Below are 20,786 nucleotides of genomic sequence, written 5' to 3'. Positions count from 1 at the left end.
GTTTTAACCATCGATACCTTTGGAGCATCCGGTCCAGCCAGTGTGCTGTTTGAAGAATTTGGATTTACTGTTGACAATGTTGTGAATAAAGTTAAAAAGCTTATAAGATAATCACATATTTTGACAAAGAATATTGGTACTCTGTGGATTATTTTCAGGAATATGCGCATACTATATATATGCTTCCATGCTACTAGTTTTTTATTCAAAAGGAGGAGTATATATGGAGCGTATATATCCAACCTTTCCAGTTAGTGAAGGGTTTAATGGACTTATCGGAGTACCAGTATCTAATTCTGTGATGAGCGATGTAAAAATGTCAAGCGATGTTTACGAAGTATTCGTAAATGGAGATAAAGTAGGAGAGAAAGTGCTGGTAACTCAGGTAGAAAAGCCTGAAGATATAAAAGATATCCTTAATGATTACGGTTTTAATAATTTTCAATTCAATGTTGAAGGAAACAGCATTGTTATAGGAACCGATGAACAAAGTCAAAAGATGAAGGAAATATTATCAGCTTATTTATCCATAAGATAAAGGCGGGACTTTAAGTCTCGCCTAAGCTGTTGACATACATAAACTGTCAGCAGCTTTTTTTATTGTAAAGGAAGCTTCTCTGGATTTCCTAAGCAATAAAAACCTTACGGGTATGAAAATTGATCCATTATTATTTATAAAATGCATTCAAGTAAAAACCAGTCGATTGAACTATTGCCCCCATGAAAAAAATGTAAAATTATTATGAAAAAATAGATAATTAGGAGGAGTTAAAAGTGAAGAAAATTGATAAGTTTTTATCGATTGCTTTTACTTTGACATTTTTGATTACTTCTTTCCCACACATTACATATGCGCAAGATGTACTATCTTCTTTCAACAATGAACAATTGGAAGTCAACAGAGATACAACTCAAGATGTGGAAATTGAGGATGATTTAAAGGAAATAAATGGAGAAGATCTACTGTTACTGAAAGTGTATATGAGCTTATAAAGGACTCAAAAATACTAAATCAACCAGTTATTTTTAATGGTGAGAATTTCAAAGTAACTTTTACTGTATTGGAACGATCAATGGATTCATTTACAGGAGAAATAACAAGAAATAACAATAGAAAATTTGACATTAATAAATTATGAAGACTGGGAATTAGAATTTGATTTTAATCAAGAAATCATTAATATTGATAATGCCCAAATTTTAAAAGTCGGTGATCACAAATATATTATTAAAGGAATAGATTCTTCATCATATTTTTATACAGGTGAAAGTAGGCGTGTGGTTTTTAAATCTAAATTTGATGAAGATATTAAATTTCTAAGTTTTCTATAAATTAGAAGGAAAAATTAATTGATTTTGAAAACTATTCGGAAGATGAAACGGACTATAAAATATGGAAAGAACAAGTATTAAAAAAGCAGAACAGCAAAACGAGTAAATCTATCAGCTTATTGGCTGAAGAACCAGAACCAAAAGAAGGCTCTATAAGCAATGAATACATAAAATTCAACTATATAGATGGTGCATATGGAATAATTACTACAGAAGGAGATCCTGATAATCCTAAAGATGACAATCAACGCTTATTGTATGGTGACGGGCATTCATCCTTTACAGCAATCCGGATAGATGAGGAAAGTCATAGATTTGAAAAAGTAGATTCAGTAAAAAGATATGGCAACAAAGTTATTGTTACTAAACGATATGGTGATATTATCGTAGCACAGCATATTAGTATTGTAGCTAATCCATATACCAATAGAGATGATCTTGTTGAGACTTTCTATACTGTTGAAAATACAAGTGATACGCCTCATACTGTCGGTGTACGTATTCTGTTTGATGTAGTATCAGGTAATAATGATCTGGTACCATTTAAAATACCTGGGTAGGAGAATCCAGTACGGAAGTAGATTTATCAGGAAGTGATATACCTGAATTTTGGCAGATTTTTGATTCACTGACCAATCCTTCAGCGGTGACACAAGGTATTTTAAAAGTAGACAGGGCATCTACTCCTGACAGAATACGGTTTACAAATTGGACCAGGGCAACCAACAATATTTGGGATTATGAGGTACCACCTGGTCAATCCAATGGGGATAGTGCAGTATGTTTATATTGGAATGAAAGAAGCCTTGATCAAGGCGAAGTGCTTGAGTGCAAGACTTTTTGCGGACTGGGCCCATTACAACGAGCCTTAAGCGCATATTTGACAGTAGGATTGGTAGGAACAACAAAAATTGGGGTGATAAAAGATGAAAATGGGATTGCAGAATACTCTCCCAATCCTTTTATAGTTACAGCATATGTTCAAAATATTGGGAAGTAAAGGTGTATCCAAGCTCATCCGAAAAAGTCTTGAAATATAGTGCCACAGTTACAGCGGATCATACGGATTTAAACATTTTGGAAAAAGAAATTACTATACCTAATCTTATTGGAGAATTTGATGTTACTTTTTCACATATCAAAGATGCTGTTTATCAAATCAATCTAAGCTCAAAAAGCAAAATAGCAAAGGCAGTAATACAGTACGAAAATCCACAAAATGGAAACTGGTTACGCTTAAACAGTATCAAGAATGATAATAAATTTATTATGGATTTAGTAGATTATGATGAAAGTAATGAGTTTTATACTTATCAAAAGACGCTGACATTTACAACAACTGGGAAAAGAGAGTTTAGAATATTAATTTTAGATTCAAAAAATGAAGTGATAGAAAAATCTTACAGCTTATGTGTTGATGTGGAGAAATTAATCTCTTTTATATAAGTAAAGATAATTACAAATTTTCAATTAAAAAGCACTCTAAAACAGTTAAAAAAATCAAATTAGTAATAGGAATTGTAGATGAAAATATTCAAGTGTCCGAGAGTGGAGTAGATGAACCAATCACATACTGTATTAATCCAAAAGAATTTAAAACAGGAGAATATGAGTATTATCTTAATGCATATGATGAATATGGTAACTTATTGGAAACAACATCAAGAGAGAAAATTAAAATAATCAATCCGTTTGTTGTAAAATCGGTTACACCTGCCACAGTTGACTTAAGGGGAAATATTGGTAAATATATTGAGATTAATGGTAATGGATTTGATCAAAATACTACTGTGGAAATAATAGATGGAAGTGATGCAAATCAATGCCAATCCGATGTTGTTTCAGAGAAATTGATTAAGCTTCCTATGCCTGATTGCATAAAAAATGCCGCAAATGACAAAACAGTAACAGTACGAATCAAAGATGGTGGCTTTAGTTATGATTTTAATATACAAGTAATAGGAAAATCATCCAATGAAGTTGATCGTGTCCTTAAGAAAGCGGCAGAAATTTACTTAGAATTTGACAGAAAAGTAGAATGTCCTTATTATTCAGATTTGCGAAAAACAACAACTTATTCCATTGATGGGCAAGAATACAAGGCTTTAACGGAAAATGATCACATAGGGTTTATTGATGACAATCTGTTATATATCTTTCTGGATAAGCCTTTAAAAGGACGAGTTGTCAGATTTCGTATCGAAGAAGGATCTTCGTTAGATATAATGTGGGAAGTAGAAGATGGTCAGGAAGACAATCTGATTATTAGTCCCAATGGGACAGAATGTAAGATTGTTGCAAAGAAAGCAGGTACTTATACACTTAATATGTATGATGTCAGAGCCCCGGAATCCACTAAAAAGAAGTGTCTGATTACAGTTAAGCCTGTTGATGGTAAAGTAATCAATATAGAAAGCGTAACATTAGACGATAGTAAAATAAATATGAAAGTTGGAGATTTAAAAAATTGATACCAAAAATTTATCCGGAAGAGGCTAATATTAAAGATATTGCTTTTACAGTAGAAGATCCAGATGTTGTAAGCGTATTTCATAATGAGCTGACAGCAGAAAAAAAGGGAAGCACTAAGATTACAGTCGAAGTGAAAGATTTAAATAACAATGTTTAAAATCAGAGTGTATGGTTTATGTGGAAGAATATGAAGGAAATGAACCCGTATTAAATATGCCAGTAGCCAGTCTTCCTTCAGGAGAATATGTAGGTCCTCAATATCCTCTCTTAGAATTTGTTAAAAGGCTGTTGACGTACATAAATTGTCAGCAGCCTTTTTTGCATGGGAAATTTCTCTAAGTTTTCTATGTAATAAAAAGCCTTCTGGGCACCATGCACACCATTTACACTCGCCCCTGTATATTTTGTCCGTTTTGCTGACTACACTCGGTGTGAGAGCTTTACTTTAGAAACTCTTCTTGTCAATAAGGTATTAAGAATTAACACAGACGGATAGTTATGTTCTACAATAAATGTATTGCTGAGTTCAGTATTTCTGATAATATTGCTTTATTTTTGGATTGTTTGGAATAAAGTATTAAATTATACTTTATTTATAATTGATAAATCAAGGGGGAATTAGAAATGAAAAAAGTCTTATCATTTGTATTGTTACTTGCATTAATGGTATCTGCTGTAGGCTGTGGGGATAAAACAGAGGAATCCAATAATTTAGTTATATATTGTCCTCACCCATTAGAATTTATTAATCCTCTTGTAAGTGAGTTTGAAGCACAAACAGGTATTTCTGTGGAGGTAGTAGCTGCTGGTACCGGGGAACTTTTAAAAAGGGTTGAATCAGAAAAAGACAATCCATTAGGAGATATTTTCTGGGGTGGTTCCCTTTCTACAATAAAACCTCAGCAGGATTTATTTGAAAATTATCAATCTGCCAATGAAGAGTATGTATATGATGATATGAAAAATGTAGAAGGACCCTTAACAAGATTTACCAATATACCAAGTGTTATTATGGTGAATACAGATTTGATAGGAGATATCAAAGTAGAAGGCTATGAGGATTTACTTAATCCAGAGTTAAAAGGAAAGATTGCGTTCAGTGATCCTGCAAAATCATCATCTTCTTATGAACATTTGATTAATATGCTTTATGCCATGGGAAATGGAGATCCAGAAAAAGGTTGGGATTATGTTGAAAAGTTATGCAGCAATCTTGACAGTAAATTGCTCAGCGGTTCTTCAGCGGTTTATAAAGGTGTAGCTGACGGTGAATATACAGTAGGTCTTACTTTTGAAGAAGCAGCAGCAAAGTACGTATCCGATGGCGCCCCTATAAAAATTGTATATATGAAAGAAGGGGTTATTGCAAAACCAGATGGTGTTTACATTATAAAAAATGCTAAAAACATGGAAAATGCTAAGAAGTTTATCGATTTTATAACAGGGAAAGATGCCCAAACCATTATTATTGAAAAGCTGAACAGACGTTCTGTCAGAAAAGACGTTCCGGCACCTAAAGGACTTGAAAAACTCGAAAATATAAATTTGATTTATGATGATGAAGAGGTTGTTATTGCAAAAAAGCAAGAATGGTTAGACAGATTTAAAGAGATATTCACAAACGCACAGTAATACGACAATAGCATATATTTAGAAGCTCACAAAGATTGCTTCCTTGTGAGCTTATTTTGTAAGGAGGCTTTTGAAATGAGTGTAGCGATCAATATAGAAAATGTTGAAAAGAAATATGGAGATGTAACAATTATACCCGATTTATCGGTCAATATAAAAAATGGTGAATTCTTTACTTTACTGGGACCTTCGGGTTGTGGTAAAACCACTCTTTTAAGAATGATTGTAGGATTTAACAGTATAGAGGGAGGATATATAAAGTTCGATGACACTATTATCAACGATATACCGGCTCATAAACGTAATATTGGTATGGTGTTCCAGAATTATGCAATCTTTCCCCATCTTACAGTAAGACAAAATGTAGAATATGGTTTAAAACTTCGCAAAGTAAAAAAAGAGGAGATGGACAAAAAAGTAGATGAAATATTGAAAGTTGTAAAAATAGATCAATATCAAGACAGGCTTCCGGAAAGACTCTCAGGGGGACAACAGCAAAGAGTTGCCCTTGCCAGGGCAATAGTAATTCATCCAAGTGTACTTTTAATGGATGAACCCCTTTCCAATCTGGATGCCAAGCTTCGTGTAGAAATGCGCAGCGCCATAAGAGAAGTTCAAAAAAAGGTAGGAATCACAACAGTTTATGTTACGCACGATCAGGAAGAAGCTCTTGCCATATCAGACAGAATAGCAGTTATGAAAGACGGAGTGATTCAGCAGGTAGGAAAACCTCATACCATATATACCCGACCAGTCAATGTTTTCGTTTCCACTTTTATAGGCCATTCGAATTTATTTAAAGGAAAGATTTTAATAATAGGGCAGGAAAAATATATTGAATTTAGAAATGGCTACAAAGTTCAGATGGATCATTTAACAGAGCAAGTACATGATCAAATGGAAGTTTGTATTGCCGTAAGACCAGAAGAGTTTTCTGTGAATATAGAAGGATTAAAGGCTAGAATTAAAAATAAAACTTTCTTGGGGAAATATATCACCTACGAATTAGAGTTTGAAAATCAAATGATTTTTCCCGATCAACCATCTATAGAATTTTCACAGGATGTTGGTCATGCTGAAAAAGTATATGAAGTAGGAGAGGAAATTATTTTAAAACCAAATAAAAATAAGATTAACGTATTTACAGAAGACGGAAGCCAAAGTCTCATTAAGGATGTGAAAAAATATGAATAAGACAAGATTGAAATTAGACTTTTGGGGGATTGCAACAATTATTATTGCACTGGTATTCGCTCTCTTCTTGGTTTACCCTTTATTTGCTTTATTTATAAGTGGATTTCAGGATCCTGATACGGGTGCTTTTACATTGTCTAATTTTGCTCAGTTTTTCCAGAAAAAATACTATTACCAATCTATGATTAACAGTTTTACAGTAACGATCTGTGTTACAATCCTTGCAATTGTCATAGGAGCTCCTTTGGCCTATTTCATGACGGTTTACAAGATCAAAGGGAAAGCATTGGTTGAGGGACTGATTATTATTTCAATGCTTTCACCGCCTTTTATAGGAGCATATTCATGGATTTTACTTTTAGGCAGAAGTGGAGTTATTACACAATTTTTATCCAATCTGTTTGGGATTAAGATACCGTCTATTTATGGTTTTGGCGGAATTTTACTTGTTTTTACTTTAAAACTTTATTCTTTTATTTATTTATATGTATCAGGAGCACTTAAAAAAATCGATGTATCTTTAAGTGAAGCAGCTGAAAGTTTAGGATGCAGTTCAGCCAAAAAAGTTATAACCGTTATATTGCCCTTAATACTTCCTACTGTATTAGCAGGCTCTTTGCTGGTATTTATGAATGCCCTTGCGGATTTCGGTACGCCAATGCTAATTGGTGAAGGGTTTAGTGTTATGCCGGTTATTATCTATTCAGAATTCATCAGTGAAGTTGGTGGTCAGGCAAATTTTGCTGCAGCGATGGCAGCCATTATGGTGCTCATTACAGCAATTCTATTTATGGCTCAAAAATATGTTGTTAACAAAAAGTCCTTCACCATGAGTTCTTTAAGACCTATAAAGCCAAAAGAAATACAGGGTATTAAAAGTATATTGGTTCATGGATTTATATACATTATAGTATTTTTATCTATAATACCTCAGATTACAGTAATATATACTTCATTCTTAAAGACCAGAGGTTCCATGTTTGCTTCCGGATTTTCATTTGAAAGCTATCAAAAAATATTTAAAACCGCAGGAAAGTCCATAGCGAACACTTATATATTCGGAATAGTAGCCATTGTAATGATTATTTTGTTAGGAATGTTTATTGCTTATCTTTCCACGAGAAGAAAGAATTATTTAACGGGTATTATTGATACGATTACGATGTTCCCTTATATTATTCCGGGATCTGTATTAGGAATTACCCTGCTTCTTGCTTTTAATAAGAAGCCATTATTATTAAGTGGTACAGCAGCTATTATCATTATTGCTTTTGTAATCAGAAGATTACCTTATACCCTTCGTTCCAGTGCAGCCATACTTTATCAGATTAGCCCCAGCATAGAAGAGGCTTCGATCAGTTTAGGCTCATCTCCGGTTAAAACCTTTTTTAAAGCAACAGCTATTATGATGATGCCTGGTGTGCTGGCAGGAGCAATTCTTAGCTGGATTACTGTGATCAATGAATTAAGTGCTTCAGTTATACTTTATACAGGCTCGACAAAGACAATGTCCGTTGCCATTTATACAGAAGTTATCAGAGCAAGCTATGGAACCGCAGCAGCATTATCCTCTATTTTAACATTGACTACAATCATATCCTTACTGATTTTTTATAAATTTACCGGAAATGGTGAAATCAGTTTGTAAATATAAGCTAAATATTGTATATTTAAAGCAATATTTTAATAATTTTAATCTTTATATAAGGAGTGCTGTATATGGGAGAAATTAAGCGAAAAGTTTTCAAAGAAGAGATTAGAAAAACTTTTATTCTATATGCAGTCACTCCTATTCTAATTTTTTCAATTCTTTCTTATAACTTCCTTATGTTTTATGGAGAAATGTTGATCAAAAGACAAAACATAGATATAAACTACGATATTTCTAAAGTGATTGAAAAAGAAATTACCCATTATATTGATCAAGTTGAGCAATTATCTTCTTCGCCATTAATCATAAATTATATTAATCATCCAGATCAAATCAATACTCAATCCAGTATTTATGAAATGCTGTATAATTTCATTAATAGTCAAAAAATAAGAAGTGTTTTTTACATAACGGATAATAAGGGTAACACAATTATTGACAATAGTTTTTGTGAATCTCCTTATAATAACTATGAGATTTTCTTATCAGGGATATTTAAACAAATGAAGCAAAGACCGGATGAGATCATAGTAATGATTAACCGTGTTCAATTAGATAGTAATATCAGAACAGTATACTCCATTGGAAAAGCAATCGTTCATAAAGGAGAAATTATTGGATATATTATATTCGATTTATTAGAAAAGGATTGGAATAATATCATACATAACTACGATCTGGATATCGTTGTAATTACAGATAAACATAAAAATGCCATTATATCTACTAATAATTTAATACTAGACAGCCTGGGAAAATTTAAATTTAAAATACATAAGAATAAATATATTTATATAAGAGACACAGAAAAATATTATATTCATCAATCGAAACGGGTTAATGGGAATATATTGATTTTTACGCTTACTTCTATGAGATTTATGAATGGATTTTATTTGGTTGGTCTTATATTTCTGCTCATCCTTTTCGTTCTGTTATCTATAGTCATTGTTTGTATTTCGAAGGGAATATCCGCAAGTAAGACCAAATCCATTGATGAATTGCTTTATGCTATAAAGAAAGTTCAAGAAGGGGATCTGGATTTTTGTGTTCATATTGATTCTAATGACGAATTTGAATTAATAGGGAATTGTTTTAATGATATGCTTATAAAATTGAAAGAACTGATTAGTAAGAATAATGAGTTGGTGAATAGAAATCGTATGTCAGAAATCATGCAGTTGGAAGCTCAGTTTAATCCTCATTTCTTATTTAATACCCTGGAAACTCTAAAATATATGATTAAAATTGATACACAAAAAGCGGTGCAAATCGTTGTAGGGCTGGCGAATCTTTTAAGGTACAGCATAAATTATGAAGATGGAAATGTATCTATTCAAAAAGATATTAAGTATATAGAAGATTATTTAATGATCCAAAAATACAGATTTAATAAAAGACTGGAATATACCGTTGATATTCAGGAGGAAGCTAAGAATTGTGCTGTTCCTAAATTAATTATTCAGCCTATAATTGAAAATTCTATTAATCACGGATATTCTAAGAAAGAAAAGCTGGAAATAATCCTTAAAATATTTATTAAAAGCAATAAACTAATTCTGGAAATTGCAGATAATGGAGATGGGATCCCGAAAGAAAGGTTAGAAGAAATACTAACTGCTTTAAAACAGGAAAATTTAGAATCTAAACATATAGGTCTTTATAATGTTCATAGAAGAATACAATTACTATATGGAACTGATTATGGAATACATATTGATAGTGTTTATAATGAAGGAACTAAGGTGACTATTGATTTACCAGTATTAAGAGGTGAGGATAATGTTTAAGGTATTAATTGCTGAAGATGAGGATTTAATTAGAAAAGGGCTGGCTTATACGATTGACTGGGCAAAAATGGGATGTATGGTTGTTGGAGAAGCTTCCAACGGTGAAGAGGGTATTAAAAAGATTGAAGAGCTTTCGCCGGATTTGGTTATAACGGATATAAAAATGCCGATTATGGATGGACTTCAAATGCTTCAAAATTTTAAAGAGAGAGAATTTGAAGCTATTATTATAACTGGTTATGGGGAATTTGAATATGCCAAAAAGGCAATAGAGTTGGATGTATTCGACTATCTTCTTAAGCCAATTGATGAAGATAAACTTTATGAAGTCGTTGGAGAAGTAACTAAGAGAATTTCTGAAAAAGAGATTCTACGTAAACTAAAAAATACTGTTAAGGATATAGAAAATATAAAGCTTATAGATACAGAAATATATTGCCAAAAATCTTCTTATAAATATAAAAATACACCCGTCGTAATAGATTATATCGTTCATAATTATGCCAATAAGATCAGTATAGAAGATATTGCAGACCAGTTAGAGGTTAGTCCCAGCTATTTAAGCAAGAAATTTAAGGATGATACCTGCCATACATTTAATGATTTTCTAAACAGTTATAGAATCCAAAAGGCAATCAATTTACTTACTGAAGGGAAATATAAAGTATATGAGATTGCAGAGATGGTAGGCTTTAGTGATTATAAATATTTTTCCTATGTGTTTAAATCTTATATGTGCTGTTCACCTATGGAATTTTTGAAAGCTAATGTCCTCGTAAGAGGAGGGGATTCAGAAAGTAATACGGCATATAGTGCGGAACTTAATTAAAACTTTAATATTTAAATCTCAGTCTATTAAAGGCTGAGATTTTTTAGGGTAAAATAGAATTGTATACTAACTATTAAGTGCGACGGTTTATTTGAGTGTTTTCACTATTGACTGTCATCATTGTAAGTTATCTTAAAAAGGAATATATTAAAATTAGTACAATAAAAGGGAGGGTATTTTTATGATCAATGAATTAAAATCCATTATTCAGAAAAGTGACAATATCGTCTTTTTAGGTGGAGCGGGGGTATCTACAGAAAGCAATATCCCTGATTTTAGAAGTGAGGAAGGTCTATACAATAGCAAAGAAAAATATCCCCCGGAAGTTATATTGAGCCATTCTTTTTTTATGAAACACCCGGATTTATTTTATTCATTTTATAAAAGCAAAATGATTTATAAAGAAGCCAAACCCAATAAAGCCCATCTGGCTTTGGCAAAGATAGAAGAGAAGGGAAAATTAAAGGCTGTTATTACGCAAAACATTGATGGATTGCACCAACTGGCAGGAAGCAAAAAGGTTCTGGAACTCCATGGTTCCGTCCACAGAAACTACTGTATGAAATGTAATAAAGCATATTCTTTAGAAGATGTTATAAACAGCGAGGGAATCATTCCTTACTGTAAAGCATGCGGAGGGATGATTAAGCCGGATGTAGTGCTATATGAAGAACCATTGGATTCACAGATTCTCCATAAATCTATTCATTATATTTCCAATGCAGAAGTTTTAATTGTAGGCGGTACTTCTTTAGTAGTATATCCTGCAGCGGGGCTTGTAGATTACTATAAAGGAAAGCATTTGATTCTGATTAATAAATCTTCTACACCATATGATACCCAGGCGGATTATGTGATCCATGATAGTATCGGAAAAGTACTCAGTCAGCTTATTGAAGATATTCAATAATTGTGCCATACAAAAATACGACTTTTTGACAAAATATGATATACTTCTGCTATACCAGAGAAAGGGGGCAATAGTATGAGAATTTTACATACATCCGACTGGCATTTGGGAAAAAACTTGGAAAATTATAGCCGATTGGATGAGCAAGCAGAATTTATAGAAGAATTGATTGAAATTATAGATAATAAACAGGTCGATATGGTCATTATATCGGGGGATGTATACGATACAGGGAATCCTCCGGCAAAAGCAGAGAAATTATTTTATTCAGCCATGCAGCGCATCGCCAATGGAGGAAAAAGGCCTGTGCTGGTCATTGCAGGGAATCATGACAATCCGGAACGTCTCTCAGCGCCCAGTCCTCTTGCCTATGAGCAGGGAATTATTCTCCTTGGAACCCCTAAGAGTGTTGCACAGGTGGGAGATTATCCCCATTATCGTATTGTAGATGCAGGGGAAGGGTATGTAGAGATAGAACTTAAGGGAGAAAAAGTAGTTGCCATAACGCTTCCTTATCCCAGCGAAAAAAGATTAAACGAGATCATCAGTTTTGATATGGATGAAGAGGAGATGCAGAGCAGTTACTCCAAAAGAATAGGAAAATTATTTGAAAGCCTTTCATCTAAATATAGGGATGATACCATTAATATTGCCGTAAGCCATTTATTTATGATTGGTGGAGAAGAGACAGATTCAGAAAGGCCGATTCAGTTGGGAGGGAGTCTGGCTGTAGACCCCAGCGTTCTGCCTAAAAAGGCCCAATATGTTGCTCTTGGGCATCTCCACCGACCTCAGAAGGTAAAGGGTACAGAAGTTGAAGCTTATTATTCTGGTTCCCCCATTCAATACAGCAAAAGTGAGATATCCTATTCCAAATGTCTCTATATTGTGGATATTTCTGCCGGTGAAAAAGCAAAGATAGAAGAAGTTTATCTTAAAAATTATAAACCCATAGAAGTGTGGAGATGTGAAAATATAGAGGAAGCCATGGAAAAATGCAGAGAAAATAGCCAGAGAAATCTATGGGTTTATTTAGAAGTCAAGACGGACAGAGTTTTGCTTCAATCTGAAATTAAAGAATTGAAACGCTTAAAGCAGGATATTGTTGAAATCCTTCCCGTTTATACCAATCAGGAAAACGAAGAAGAAATTGAAAATATTAAAGACAAAAGCATTGATACATTGTTTAAAGAATTTTATATTCAGCACAGGCAGGTAGAACCCACTGAGGAAATGATGGAACTCTTTCTTTCTGTAATGATGGGAGAGGAGGATGAAGATGCAGCCGAGGAAGCTTAGAATTAAAGGACTCAACAGTTTTATAGAAGAACAGACAATTGATTTTATTAAACTGGCGGAAAGAGGTTTGTTTGGAATTTTTGGACCTACCGGCAGTGGAAAATCCACGATCCTGGATGCGATAATATTGGCGCTATATGGAGAAATCCCAAGGAATACAAAAGAATTTGTAAATTCTGAGGTGGATTTACTGACGATTGAATATGAGTTTTCTATTCGTAATGGAGGAGAAACTACGATTTATGTTGTCAACCGAACTTTTAAGAAAGGTGAAGACGGTATAAGAAAATCGAAAGATGCCAGACTATACATGAAGACTGGGGAAAGCAATATTAACATCATAGAAGAAGGCATTACCAATGTCACTAATGAGATTCAAAGAATTTTGGGCCTTAATGTGGATGATTTTACCCGTTCTGTTGTCCTGCCCCAGGGGAAGTTCAATGAATTTTTAAAACTGACCGGAACCGACAGAAGAAATATGTTAGAAAGAATTTTTGGCTTAGAAAAGTATGGAAGAGAACTGACAGAAAAGATCAAAATGGCCAAGAATAAAAAGAGCAAGGAAATTGAAAATATCGAATCGCAATTAATGGTATATGAAAATTTAACCAAGGAACAATATGAAGAACAGCAAAAACTTTATGAACTCCTTATAAAAGAAGAACAGGAATTAAGAGAAGAGCTGGAAATAATCTGCAGGGAATACGAGAAATATCAAATCATCTGGGAACTGCAGCAGGAACTTCAACTTTATAAAAACAAGCAAGAAATACTTGGGGAACAGGAAAAAGATTATCTTAAGCAAAAAGAAGCATTCCAAAGGGCACAAAAGGCAGATATTATAAAGCCAGTCATTGGTGAAATGGATCAAATTCAAAAAGATAAAACAGAAAATATGCATAAGCTGGAAGAACTGCGAGGAAAACTAAAATCCATTGCGGAAATATTAGAGAAATTAGAAAAAGATTATTCTGATGCACTTCAGAGAAAAAATGCAGAGCATCCAATTCTTGTTCAGAAGGAAACCAATTTGAATCAAGCAGTTGAAATGTTAGAGCAAAAAAAGAATATGGAAAAAGAAAGAGACCAGCTTAGAGTGCTTTTCAGTAAAAATAAAGAAAATATCAATAAAAATATTAAAAAGGAAGAGGAAATAAAATATCAGCTTTTAGCCTTTGAAAAAGATCTGAAAGAAATAGAAAATAAAAAGCAAAAAATTTTTGTGGATCCAGCTTATCGTGAAGAAATACAGAGAGCTTATGAAATTGAAAAAGAATACAATAGATTAATCCAGAAGGAAAAAGAATTACAGGAGAAACTTTACCAATTTCAGTCCCATATAGAAAAAACGGAAAGGATCTTTGAAGAGATCAAAAGCAAAAAGCAGGAAAAAAATGTTCTGTTTACAGAAGCTCAGAAAGCATTGGAGAATTTAAAAGAAAATGCTCCTGGGAACAGGGATTTACTTTTTGAACAGCATAAATGTATAGAAGAATTAAAGCATAAGTATGTCTATTACCAGGACAAGCTTCATCAGAAGAAACTTAGAGAAGAATCATTAAAAAATCTTCTTGCTAAGATTCAGCCAAAGGAAGAAGAAAAGAAAAAAATATTGGATGAAAAAGAAAGCATTAAACATGCTTTAGAATTGAAAAAGAAAGAAATAGAAAAACTCCAGAGGCAAAATATGGCTGCGATCTTAGCGCAAGATCTTAAGGAAGGTGAAAGCTGCCCTGTTTGTGGCTCAACTCACCATATTCATATCGCTTTTGAATTTGACCAAAAGCTTTATCAAGATGTGCTGAATGACGAAAATCAATTAAGCAGACAGCTTCAGGAACTGGAGGATAAATATTATGCGATCTCCTTAGAATGTTCAGGAATGAATAAAGAAATTGAGCAGATTCAACAGGAAATCGATCGCATACTTTCGGATATTGAAAATGAAGATATAAAAAATATTGATATACGTCTATCCCAGGAAGAAGAAAAGTTTAAAAATCTTCAAATTCAAATCGATACATGGGAAAAGGATGTATTAAAAGCCGATCAATATGTGGCAGAACTTAAGGATGTAATCAACCTTCTGGAACGGGATGAAATCAGGATTCAGGAAGGCCTTATAAAAGATAAGAACCAGCATAAGGAAATCTCTGAGCAATATCATGAAATCAAAACCAATCTGGAAGATATCGTCCAACAATATTTTCATGTTAAAGAAAAGTATAAACTGGGTGCCATAGAAGATAAGATGAAGGAAATCAGAGAATGGGACAAGCTGAAAGTGGATTTAGAAAAAAAAGAGAAAATTCTCCGGGAAAGTTTAAAGTTAAAAGAACAGGAAAAAGAGCAGATTTCCGATATCATCAGGCAGTGTGAACAAGAAAATGCCAAGATTAAGCAAAGCGGCATAGAAAAGAGCCGAATGATTGAGCAGTGGAGCGAACAGATTAAAAGGTTATCGGAAGATAAAGATCCATACATATATAGAGAAGAAGTAAGAAATCAAATAAGAATTTTACTGGAAAGCGAAGAAAAATTAAAAAGAGCTTTTGAAAAAGCTAAAAATGAAAAGTCAAACTTAGAACAGGAGGAAATCAGATTAAACACTTATAACTTAACCCTTTTAAATCATTATGAAGAGATAAGAAAAAAACTGGATGCATTGCTTAAAGAACATGACTTCTTAACTCCAGAGGATGTGATCGCAGCATGGATGCCTAAAGAAAAGCGAGAAATTTTAGAGAATGCCATAAAGGCTTTTGAGGAAGAAGTTAAGGAAGTTCAAAATAATCTGCATCGTATTCAGTCAAAACTCAAGGAAGAAAGAATATCTTCTGAAGAATGGGAAGTTTTAAAGCAGAAAAAACAGACCAAAACTGAAGAACTTGAAATGAAGGCCAAATACCTTGCTGTCATGCAGGAAAAACTAAAGATTATGGAGAAAAATTTAAATACAGTCCTGGAATTGAATAAACAGAAAACTAAGCTGGAATACACTTTTAGCCTTTTGGATGATTTATACAAGCTGGTACAAGGCAATAAATTTGTTGAATTTGTAGCCGCAAGCAGACTAAAATATATTGCAAAAGAAGCTTCCAAAACTTTAAAGAATATTACAAGAGGAAGATATGCGATTGAATTAGACGGATCTGGAAATTTCATCGTAAGAGATGATTTTAATGGAGGCATAAGGCGTTCACCCAGTACTTTATCCGGGGGAGAGACATTCCTTACATCTCTTTCTTTAGCCCTGGCCCTTTCTTCTCAAATTCAATTAAATAACAGTTCCCCTTTGGAATTCTTCTTCCTGGATGAAGGATTTGGCACATTGGACAGCAATCTGCTGGATACCGTTATGACAGCACTGGAAAAGCTTCATTCCCAACAACTTTGTGTTGGAATCATTAGTCATGTGGAGGAATTAAAAAACAGAATACCGGTTAAACTGATTGTAGAACCGGCGAGACAAGGATTAAACGGAAGCAAAGTAAGAATAGAGTATAGTTAAAAGCCGCATTTGTGCGGCTTTGTATATTTTTGGAAAGTTGTTGACATAATATATTGCATATGATATAATTTTTAGTAAGGGTGCGAGTGTAGTTCAATGGCAGAACACCAGCTTCCCAAGCTGGTTACGTGGGTTCGATTCCCATCACTCGCTGTGGCAATGGCGCGGAGTGGAGCAGCCTGGTAGCTCGTCGGGCTCATAACCCGAAGGTCGCAGGTTCAAATCCTGCCTCCGCAATTAATGAAATGAAAACCGCAGGTATTGCGGTTTTTATTATGTCTGAATATTAAAGTTTAATGGTTAATGAGCAAAAAAATAATGAATTAAGCCAAAGCAGACTAACCGCGAATAGTAAGGTAGTCTGCTTTTTTTATGGTCTACGGATTTATATTTTCATTATTTTGATTCACTTTCATCCTTATATAGATCTTTGCACTTTTTTGATGCATTTAAAATAAAATAGAGTAAAGTTTATTTTAAGGAGTTATCTGTATGAATCCAATTGGCTTATTGATGGTTTCATTTCTTACAGAAAGTGTAGTTGAAATCATCAAAGATATACTACCTAAAAATGTATGGGATAAAACAAAAAAATACATTCCAGTAGTGGTTGCAATTTTTTTTGCAACAGGCTATAAGATTGATTTTTTTAGTATGCTGGATATGGAATTTTCTATTCCGTATACCGGATACATCTTAAGTGGATTAATTGCCAGCCGGGGAGCAAATTATGTTCATAATTTTTTAGGCCATAGCCATAAAAAAGTAATGAAATAAATTAAAATATCAAGTTTAAAACATATAGACGTTTTTTATACTTAGCTGTAATATATTGCTATCAAATATAAAATACTAAAGATGAAGGAGATATTTTATGTATTGTAGAAATGAAAACCAAAATACAAGAAGTATGCTAAAGCATGCAAAAAAATTAAATCAGCAATGTTAGTAATTGCAGTATTAATATTAGCTTCAGGGACAGTCTATGGAAGCAATAAAAACAACACTCAGTCGGCAAATGAAAGATCGTTCTGGACAAGAATGGAAGGGAAATCTTTATATCCATAAAGGGCAGGATTTGATCAAATCCTGCCTTATTGACTTTGCCCTATATTCATGTAAAGATAAGCTTTTACTTATTTTAGATGAGCTAATTCTGCATGTAGCAGCACATGAATTTCACTATGCCAAAAGATCCAGTAATATCAATATTAATTACTTAGGCAGTTTTTATAGGACCATTCTCGAATAGTTAAGCATTTTTGATCATCGATGCACAAGAGATTTGAGGAGAAGAATCACTATAGATTAATTAACCAATAATTTGATATATATACATTTTTGTGATTGGTTGCAATAGATTCTTATGAAAATGATAAACTGATAAAATCAATGGAGGGGTTTAATGTATAGTGATAGAGGTAATGAAAATAGCAGAAAAGTATTAAAGAATATAAAAAGATTGAAATTAAACCGTTTGATATCTGTCATCATATTTTTATTAGCATTTATTCCAGGAACGGTTCATGGAAGCAATACTATGAAAGAAGACCCAAATTCGTATTCCGTAATATATTTTAAAAACAATCAATTTTACATGTTCGAAAAGAGCGGTGAAAATCAAAAGCTTTCAGACACAGTTTTTTTAGGAGTAAATAATGATGAAGATGTTTATAGGCAATATCAGAATGATTTTGCCCAGGCAAGTAAAGATGGGAATACAGTCTATTTTATTGAAAGCTATGATTTAGACCGCAGAGTGGGAGAACTATATATAAAAGAAAGTAGAAAAGAGAAAGAAAAAATTGCCTCTGAGGTAAGCAAGTATTTTACGATCTCTGAAGATGGCAGTACAGTTTTATTTTTGAAAAATTATGATTTTGAAAATGATACTGGCGAGTTGTATGCGTATTCAAAAGGACAAAAGATAGAAAAAATAGCTGATGAAGTATCGCGTGATCGTTATTTTATTACATCTGAAGGCAATAAGTTCATATTCTTGGAAAATCATAAACATACTTATGCGAAGAGTGAACTGTATATAAAGGAAAAAAGCAAGGAGAAAGTTAAGATCGATTCAGATGTATACCATGTTTCATCTATATCAGATGATGGAAATATAATTACTTATCAAAAACTAACTGATATAAAAAATCCTTATATTTACACATTGTTTGTTAAGGAAAAAGATAAAGAACCGCAAAAAATCGCTGATGATGTATTTATAAATATTTATAATAAAGACGGGACACAAATTGCTTATTTAGCGAATTATCAAGTGGATAAAGGTTATGGAGATTTATATTTTAAAACGTTTGGAAAGAAGTCTGCAGAAGAGATGGTTGATAACAAGGTAAGTTATATCATGGAAAATGACAGGCCAATGAATGATTTAACTGTTTTTTATTATAAGTTGAATGAAAATAAGCTAAAACTCAATGATATATATATTAAGAGAATAGGAAGGGAAAAAGAAAAATTAATAACTCCTAATGAAGCAGAACTAGAATATGATCTTCAATGTGATCTTGATGGAAATTTGATCGCATATACGGTCTATGACACAAATAATAGGTATAAATCTCTTTATGTCCATCGATTTAAAAATGGCAAATGGAAAGAAAGAGAAAAGATCTCAGACAATGTTTTTGATTTTGCGGTTAGTAATAAAGGAGGACGCATAGCCTATCTTAGAAACAGAGTAGATTATGAAGTGGACTTATATTTATATACAGAAGAAGGAAAGTCAGAAAAAATATCTGATGATGTTGATTATGACTATTTAATAAATAATGAAGGAAACGCAATTATATTTTTAGCACGAGGCAATGATTACAAATGGGATTTATGGAAATTTGAAGCGGGAAAAGGAAAATATAAAGTAGATTCTGATGTTTTTAGATTTTATACTTATGATTTTAATGGGATTGTATATTTAAAAGATTATTCTTTAGAGTGGAAGGGAAATCTTTATATCCATAAAGGGCAGGATGAACCAGAAAAAATAGATGAAGACGTTTTTAGTATTCTTACAGTTCATTAAATATTAAATAATGAAGATGTTTTTTAGTTGCTTAAAATGGCTTTCATCTTATGATGAAAGTCATTGCAATTATTGGATAATTTATATATAATATACTTTACAAAATAACTGGAAAAGAGGGAAGAAATGCCTATTAAAATACCCAATGACCTTCCTGCGAAGCAGATTTTAACCAATGAGAACATATTCATTATGGATGAACACAGAGCGATTCATCAAGACATCAGAGAATTAAAGATTGTCATTTTAAACCTTATGCCTCTTAAGCAGGTAACAGAGACACAGTTATTGAGAGTTCTAAGTAATACACCTTTGCAGATAGAGGTTACCCTTTTGCATCCAAAAACCCATGTATCTAAAAATACTTCAGAGGAATATCTCATTACTTTTTATAATACCTTTGATGAAATAAAACACAGAAAATTTGACGGCATGATTATTACAGGAGCCCCCATAGAAAACCTCCCATTTGAAGAAGTAACCTATTGGGAAGAACTGAAAGAAATCATGGAGTGGACAAAGACACATGTTACGTCTACATTACATATTTGTTGGGGCGCACAGGCAGGTTTATATTATCATTATGGCGTGCCTAAATATCTATTGCCACAGAAAATGTTCGGGATTTTTCCGCATTATAATTTAAAGAAAAATGTAAAGCTTTTACAAGGCTTCGATGATGTTTTCTATGTTCCTCAATCAAGGCATACAACAGTACTAAGAGAAGATATAGAAAAGATAGAAGAATTAGAACTCTTATCTTTTTCTGATGAGGCAGGAGTTTACATCGTGATCTCTAAAGATGGCAGACAGATTTTTGTCACCGGACATTCGGAGTATGATCCTAATACTTTAAAATTGGAATATGAAAGAGATTTGGCTAAGGGATTGGATATTCAAATACCAAAAAACTATTTTCCACAGGATGATCCAGCCAAAGATCCTGTTGTTACCTGGAGGGGCCATGCAAACCTATTATTTTCCAATTGGCTCAATTACTATGTATATCAAGAAACACCCTATGATCTCGAAGCTCTTTAAAAAACTCTTCTTAATACCACTTTATTGTGGTATTTTTATTTTTCATTAAGTCCATACTAAATAAATGAAGACTGACATG

The 20,786-nt window shown here is 33.0% G+C and carries 20 protein-coding genes and 2 tRNA genes; all 22 read left to right on the top strand.

From position 1 onward, the window contains the following. Positions 1-223: 223 nt before the first annotated feature. The 22 genes from JOD07_RS08145 to metA all read left to right on the top strand — a co-directional run bounded on the left by JOD07_RS08145 (position 224) and on the right by metA (position 20,707). Positions 224-538: a hypothetical protein gene (locus JOD07_RS08145; protein ID WP_158740278.1), complete on the top strand. Its 315-nt coding sequence runs from the start codon at positions 224-226 to the stop codon at positions 536-538. Positions 539-774: 236 nt separating this feature from the next. Continuing rightward, positions 775-993, top strand: coding sequence for a hypothetical protein (locus JOD07_RS08140; protein ID WP_204613347.1), 219 nt, complete (start codon positions 775-777; stop codon positions 991-993). Positions 994-1,119: 126 nt separating this feature from the next. Continuing rightward, positions 1,120-1,332: a hypothetical protein gene (locus tag JOD07_RS08135; RefSeq protein ID WP_204613345.1), complete on the top strand. Its 213-nt coding sequence runs from the start codon at positions 1,120-1,122 to the stop codon at positions 1,330-1,332. A 119-nt stretch (positions 1,333-1,451) separates the two neighbouring features. Further along, positions 1,452-1,892, top strand: coding sequence for a hypothetical protein (locus tag JOD07_RS08130; RefSeq protein WP_204613343.1), 441 nt, complete (start codon positions 1,452-1,454; stop codon positions 1,890-1,892). Between the two features lie 86 nt (positions 1,893-1,978). After that, positions 1,979-2,332 carry a hypothetical protein gene (locus JOD07_RS08125; protein WP_204613341.1) on the top strand — a complete coding sequence of 118 codons (354 nt, stop codon included), beginning with the start codon at positions 1,979-1,981 and terminating at the stop codon, positions 2,330-2,332. Positions 2,333-2,361: 29 nt separating this feature from the next. Beyond that, positions 2,362-2,778, top strand: a complete 417-nt coding sequence (locus JOD07_RS08120; RefSeq protein WP_204613339.1) for a hypothetical protein — start codon at positions 2,362-2,364, stop codon at positions 2,776-2,778. A 92-nt stretch (positions 2,779-2,870) separates the two neighbouring features. Beyond that, entirely contained in the window at positions 2,871-3,803 is a 933-nt protein-coding gene (locus JOD07_RS08115) for a hypothetical protein (RefSeq protein ID WP_204613337.1), read from the top strand. Then, positions 3,800-3,961 (top strand): hypothetical protein, encoded by a 162-nt coding sequence (locus tag JOD07_RS08110; RefSeq protein WP_204613335.1) that lies wholly within the window; start codon positions 3,800-3,802, stop codon positions 3,959-3,961. Before JOD07_RS08115 ends, JOD07_RS08110 begins: the two co-directional genes overlap by 4 nt. 506 nt (positions 3,962-4,467) lie before the next feature. Continuing rightward, a complete protein-coding gene (locus tag JOD07_RS08105; RefSeq protein WP_243429283.1) occupies positions 4,468-5,436 on the top strand; it encodes an ABC transporter substrate-binding protein in 969 nt (322 codons plus the stop codon). Between the two features lie 75 nt (positions 5,437-5,511). Next, complete coding sequence (locus JOD07_RS08100) at positions 5,512-6,630, top strand: ABC transporter ATP-binding protein (protein WP_204613331.1); 1,119 nt, start codon at positions 5,512-5,514, stop codon at positions 6,628-6,630. Then, entirely contained in the window at positions 6,623-8,278 is a 1,656-nt protein-coding gene (locus JOD07_RS08095) for an ABC transporter permease (RefSeq protein ID WP_204613329.1), read from the top strand. The genes JOD07_RS08100 and JOD07_RS08095 overlap by 8 nt, the downstream gene beginning before the upstream one ends. Positions 8,279-8,349: 71 nt before the next feature. Further along, positions 8,350-10,071 carry a sensor histidine kinase gene (locus JOD07_RS08090; protein ID WP_204613327.1) on the top strand — a complete coding sequence of 574 codons (1,722 nt, stop codon included), beginning with the start codon at positions 8,350-8,352 and terminating at the stop codon, positions 10,069-10,071. Next, entirely contained in the window at positions 10,064-10,900 is an 837-nt protein-coding gene (locus tag JOD07_RS08085; RefSeq protein WP_204613325.1) for a response regulator transcription factor, read from the top strand. Before JOD07_RS08090 ends, JOD07_RS08085 begins: the two co-directional genes overlap by 8 nt. 181 nt (positions 10,901-11,081) lie before the next feature. Next, on the top strand, positions 11,082-11,810 hold the full coding sequence (locus JOD07_RS08080) for an NAD-dependent protein deacylase (RefSeq protein WP_158740279.1): 729 nt from the start codon (positions 11,082-11,084) through the stop codon (positions 11,808-11,810). Positions 11,811-11,885: 75 nt separating this feature from the next. Further along, a complete protein-coding gene (locus JOD07_RS08075) occupies positions 11,886-13,109 on the top strand; it encodes an exonuclease SbcCD subunit D (RefSeq protein ID WP_158740280.1) in 1,224 nt (407 codons plus the stop codon). Beyond that, complete coding sequence (locus JOD07_RS08070) at positions 13,090-16,623, top strand: SbcC/MukB-like Walker B domain-containing protein (RefSeq protein ID WP_204613323.1); 3,534 nt, start codon at positions 13,090-13,092, stop codon at positions 16,621-16,623. Before JOD07_RS08075 ends, JOD07_RS08070 begins: the two co-directional genes overlap by 20 nt. A gap of 82 nt (positions 16,624-16,705) precedes the next feature. Then, positions 16,706-16,776: transfer RNA gene (locus JOD07_RS08065), tRNA-Gly, on the top strand. Positions 16,777-16,786: 10 nt separating this feature from the next. Continuing rightward, positions 16,787-16,860, top strand: a tRNA-Met gene (locus tag JOD07_RS08060). A 255-nt stretch (positions 16,861-17,115) separates the two neighbouring features. Next, a complete protein-coding gene (locus tag JOD07_RS08055; protein ID WP_158740282.1) occupies positions 17,116-17,400 on the top strand; it encodes a hypothetical protein in 285 nt (94 codons plus the stop codon). Positions 17,401-17,608: 208 nt separating this feature from the next. Next, positions 17,609-17,875: a hypothetical protein gene (locus JOD07_RS08050; RefSeq protein ID WP_204613321.1), complete on the top strand. Its 267-nt coding sequence runs from the start codon at positions 17,609-17,611 to the stop codon at positions 17,873-17,875. 153 nt (positions 17,876-18,028) lie between these two features. After that, positions 18,029-19,666 carry a TolB-like translocation protein gene (locus JOD07_RS08045; RefSeq protein ID WP_204613319.1) on the top strand — a complete coding sequence of 546 codons (1,638 nt, stop codon included), beginning with the start codon at positions 18,029-18,031 and terminating at the stop codon, positions 19,664-19,666. Between the two features lie 126 nt (positions 19,667-19,792). Then, on the top strand, positions 19,793-20,707 hold the full coding sequence (gene metA / locus JOD07_RS08040) for a homoserine O-acetyltransferase MetA (protein ID WP_158740285.1): 915 nt from the start codon (positions 19,793-19,795) through the stop codon (positions 20,705-20,707). The last annotated feature ends 79 nt before the right edge of the window (positions 20,708-20,786 follow it).

This window comes from Defluviitalea raffinosedens, assembly GCF_016908775.1.
GTDB lineage: Bacteria > Bacillota > Clostridia > Lachnospirales > Defluviitaleaceae > Defluviitalea > Defluviitalea raffinosedens.
Note: the sequence above shows the minus strand (reverse complement) of the source record. Positions and strands in the feature narration are given on the sequence as shown.

What these genes read in the sequence shown, in the direction of transcription:
- JOD07_RS08145 (WP_158740278.1), top strand. Translation starts at nt 224, where the DNA reads ATGGAGCGTATATATCCAACCTTTCCAGTTAGTGAAGGGTTTAATGGA.
- JOD07_RS08105 (WP_243429283.1), top strand. Translation starts at nt 4,468, where the DNA reads ATGGTATCTGCTGTAGGCTGTGGGGATAAAACAGAGGAATCCAATAAT.
- JOD07_RS08100 (WP_204613331.1), top strand. Translation starts at nt 5,512, where the DNA reads ATGAGTGTAGCGATCAATATAGAAAATGTTGAAAAGAAATATGGAGAT.
- JOD07_RS08095 (WP_204613329.1), top strand. Translation starts at nt 6,623, where the DNA reads ATGAATAAGACAAGATTGAAATTAGACTTTTGGGGGATTGCAACAATT.
- JOD07_RS08090 (WP_204613327.1), top strand. Translation starts at nt 8,350, where the DNA reads ATGGGAGAAATTAAGCGAAAAGTTTTCAAAGAAGAGATTAGAAAAACT.
- JOD07_RS08085 (WP_204613325.1), top strand. Translation starts at nt 10,064, where the DNA reads ATGTTTAAGGTATTAATTGCTGAAGATGAGGATTTAATTAGAAAAGGG.
- JOD07_RS08080 (WP_158740279.1), top strand. Translation starts at nt 11,082, where the DNA reads ATGATCAATGAATTAAAATCCATTATTCAGAAAAGTGACAATATCGTC.
- JOD07_RS08075 (WP_158740280.1), top strand. Translation starts at nt 11,886, where the DNA reads ATGAGAATTTTACATACATCCGACTGGCATTTGGGAAAAAACTTGGAA.
- JOD07_RS08070 (WP_204613323.1), top strand. Translation starts at nt 13,090, where the DNA reads ATGCAGCCGAGGAAGCTTAGAATTAAAGGACTCAACAGTTTTATAGAA.
- JOD07_RS08055 (WP_158740282.1), top strand. Translation starts at nt 17,116, where the DNA reads ATGAATCCAATTGGCTTATTGATGGTTTCATTTCTTACAGAAAGTGTA.
- JOD07_RS08050 (WP_204613321.1), top strand. Translation starts at nt 17,609, where the DNA reads ATGGAAGCAATAAAAACAACACTCAGTCGGCAAATGAAAGATCGTTCT.
- JOD07_RS08045 (WP_204613319.1), top strand. Translation starts at nt 18,029, where the DNA reads ATGTATAGTGATAGAGGTAATGAAAATAGCAGAAAAGTATTAAAGAAT.
- metA (WP_158740285.1), top strand. Translation starts at nt 19,793, where the DNA reads ATGCCTATTAAAATACCCAATGACCTTCCTGCGAAGCAGATTTTAACC.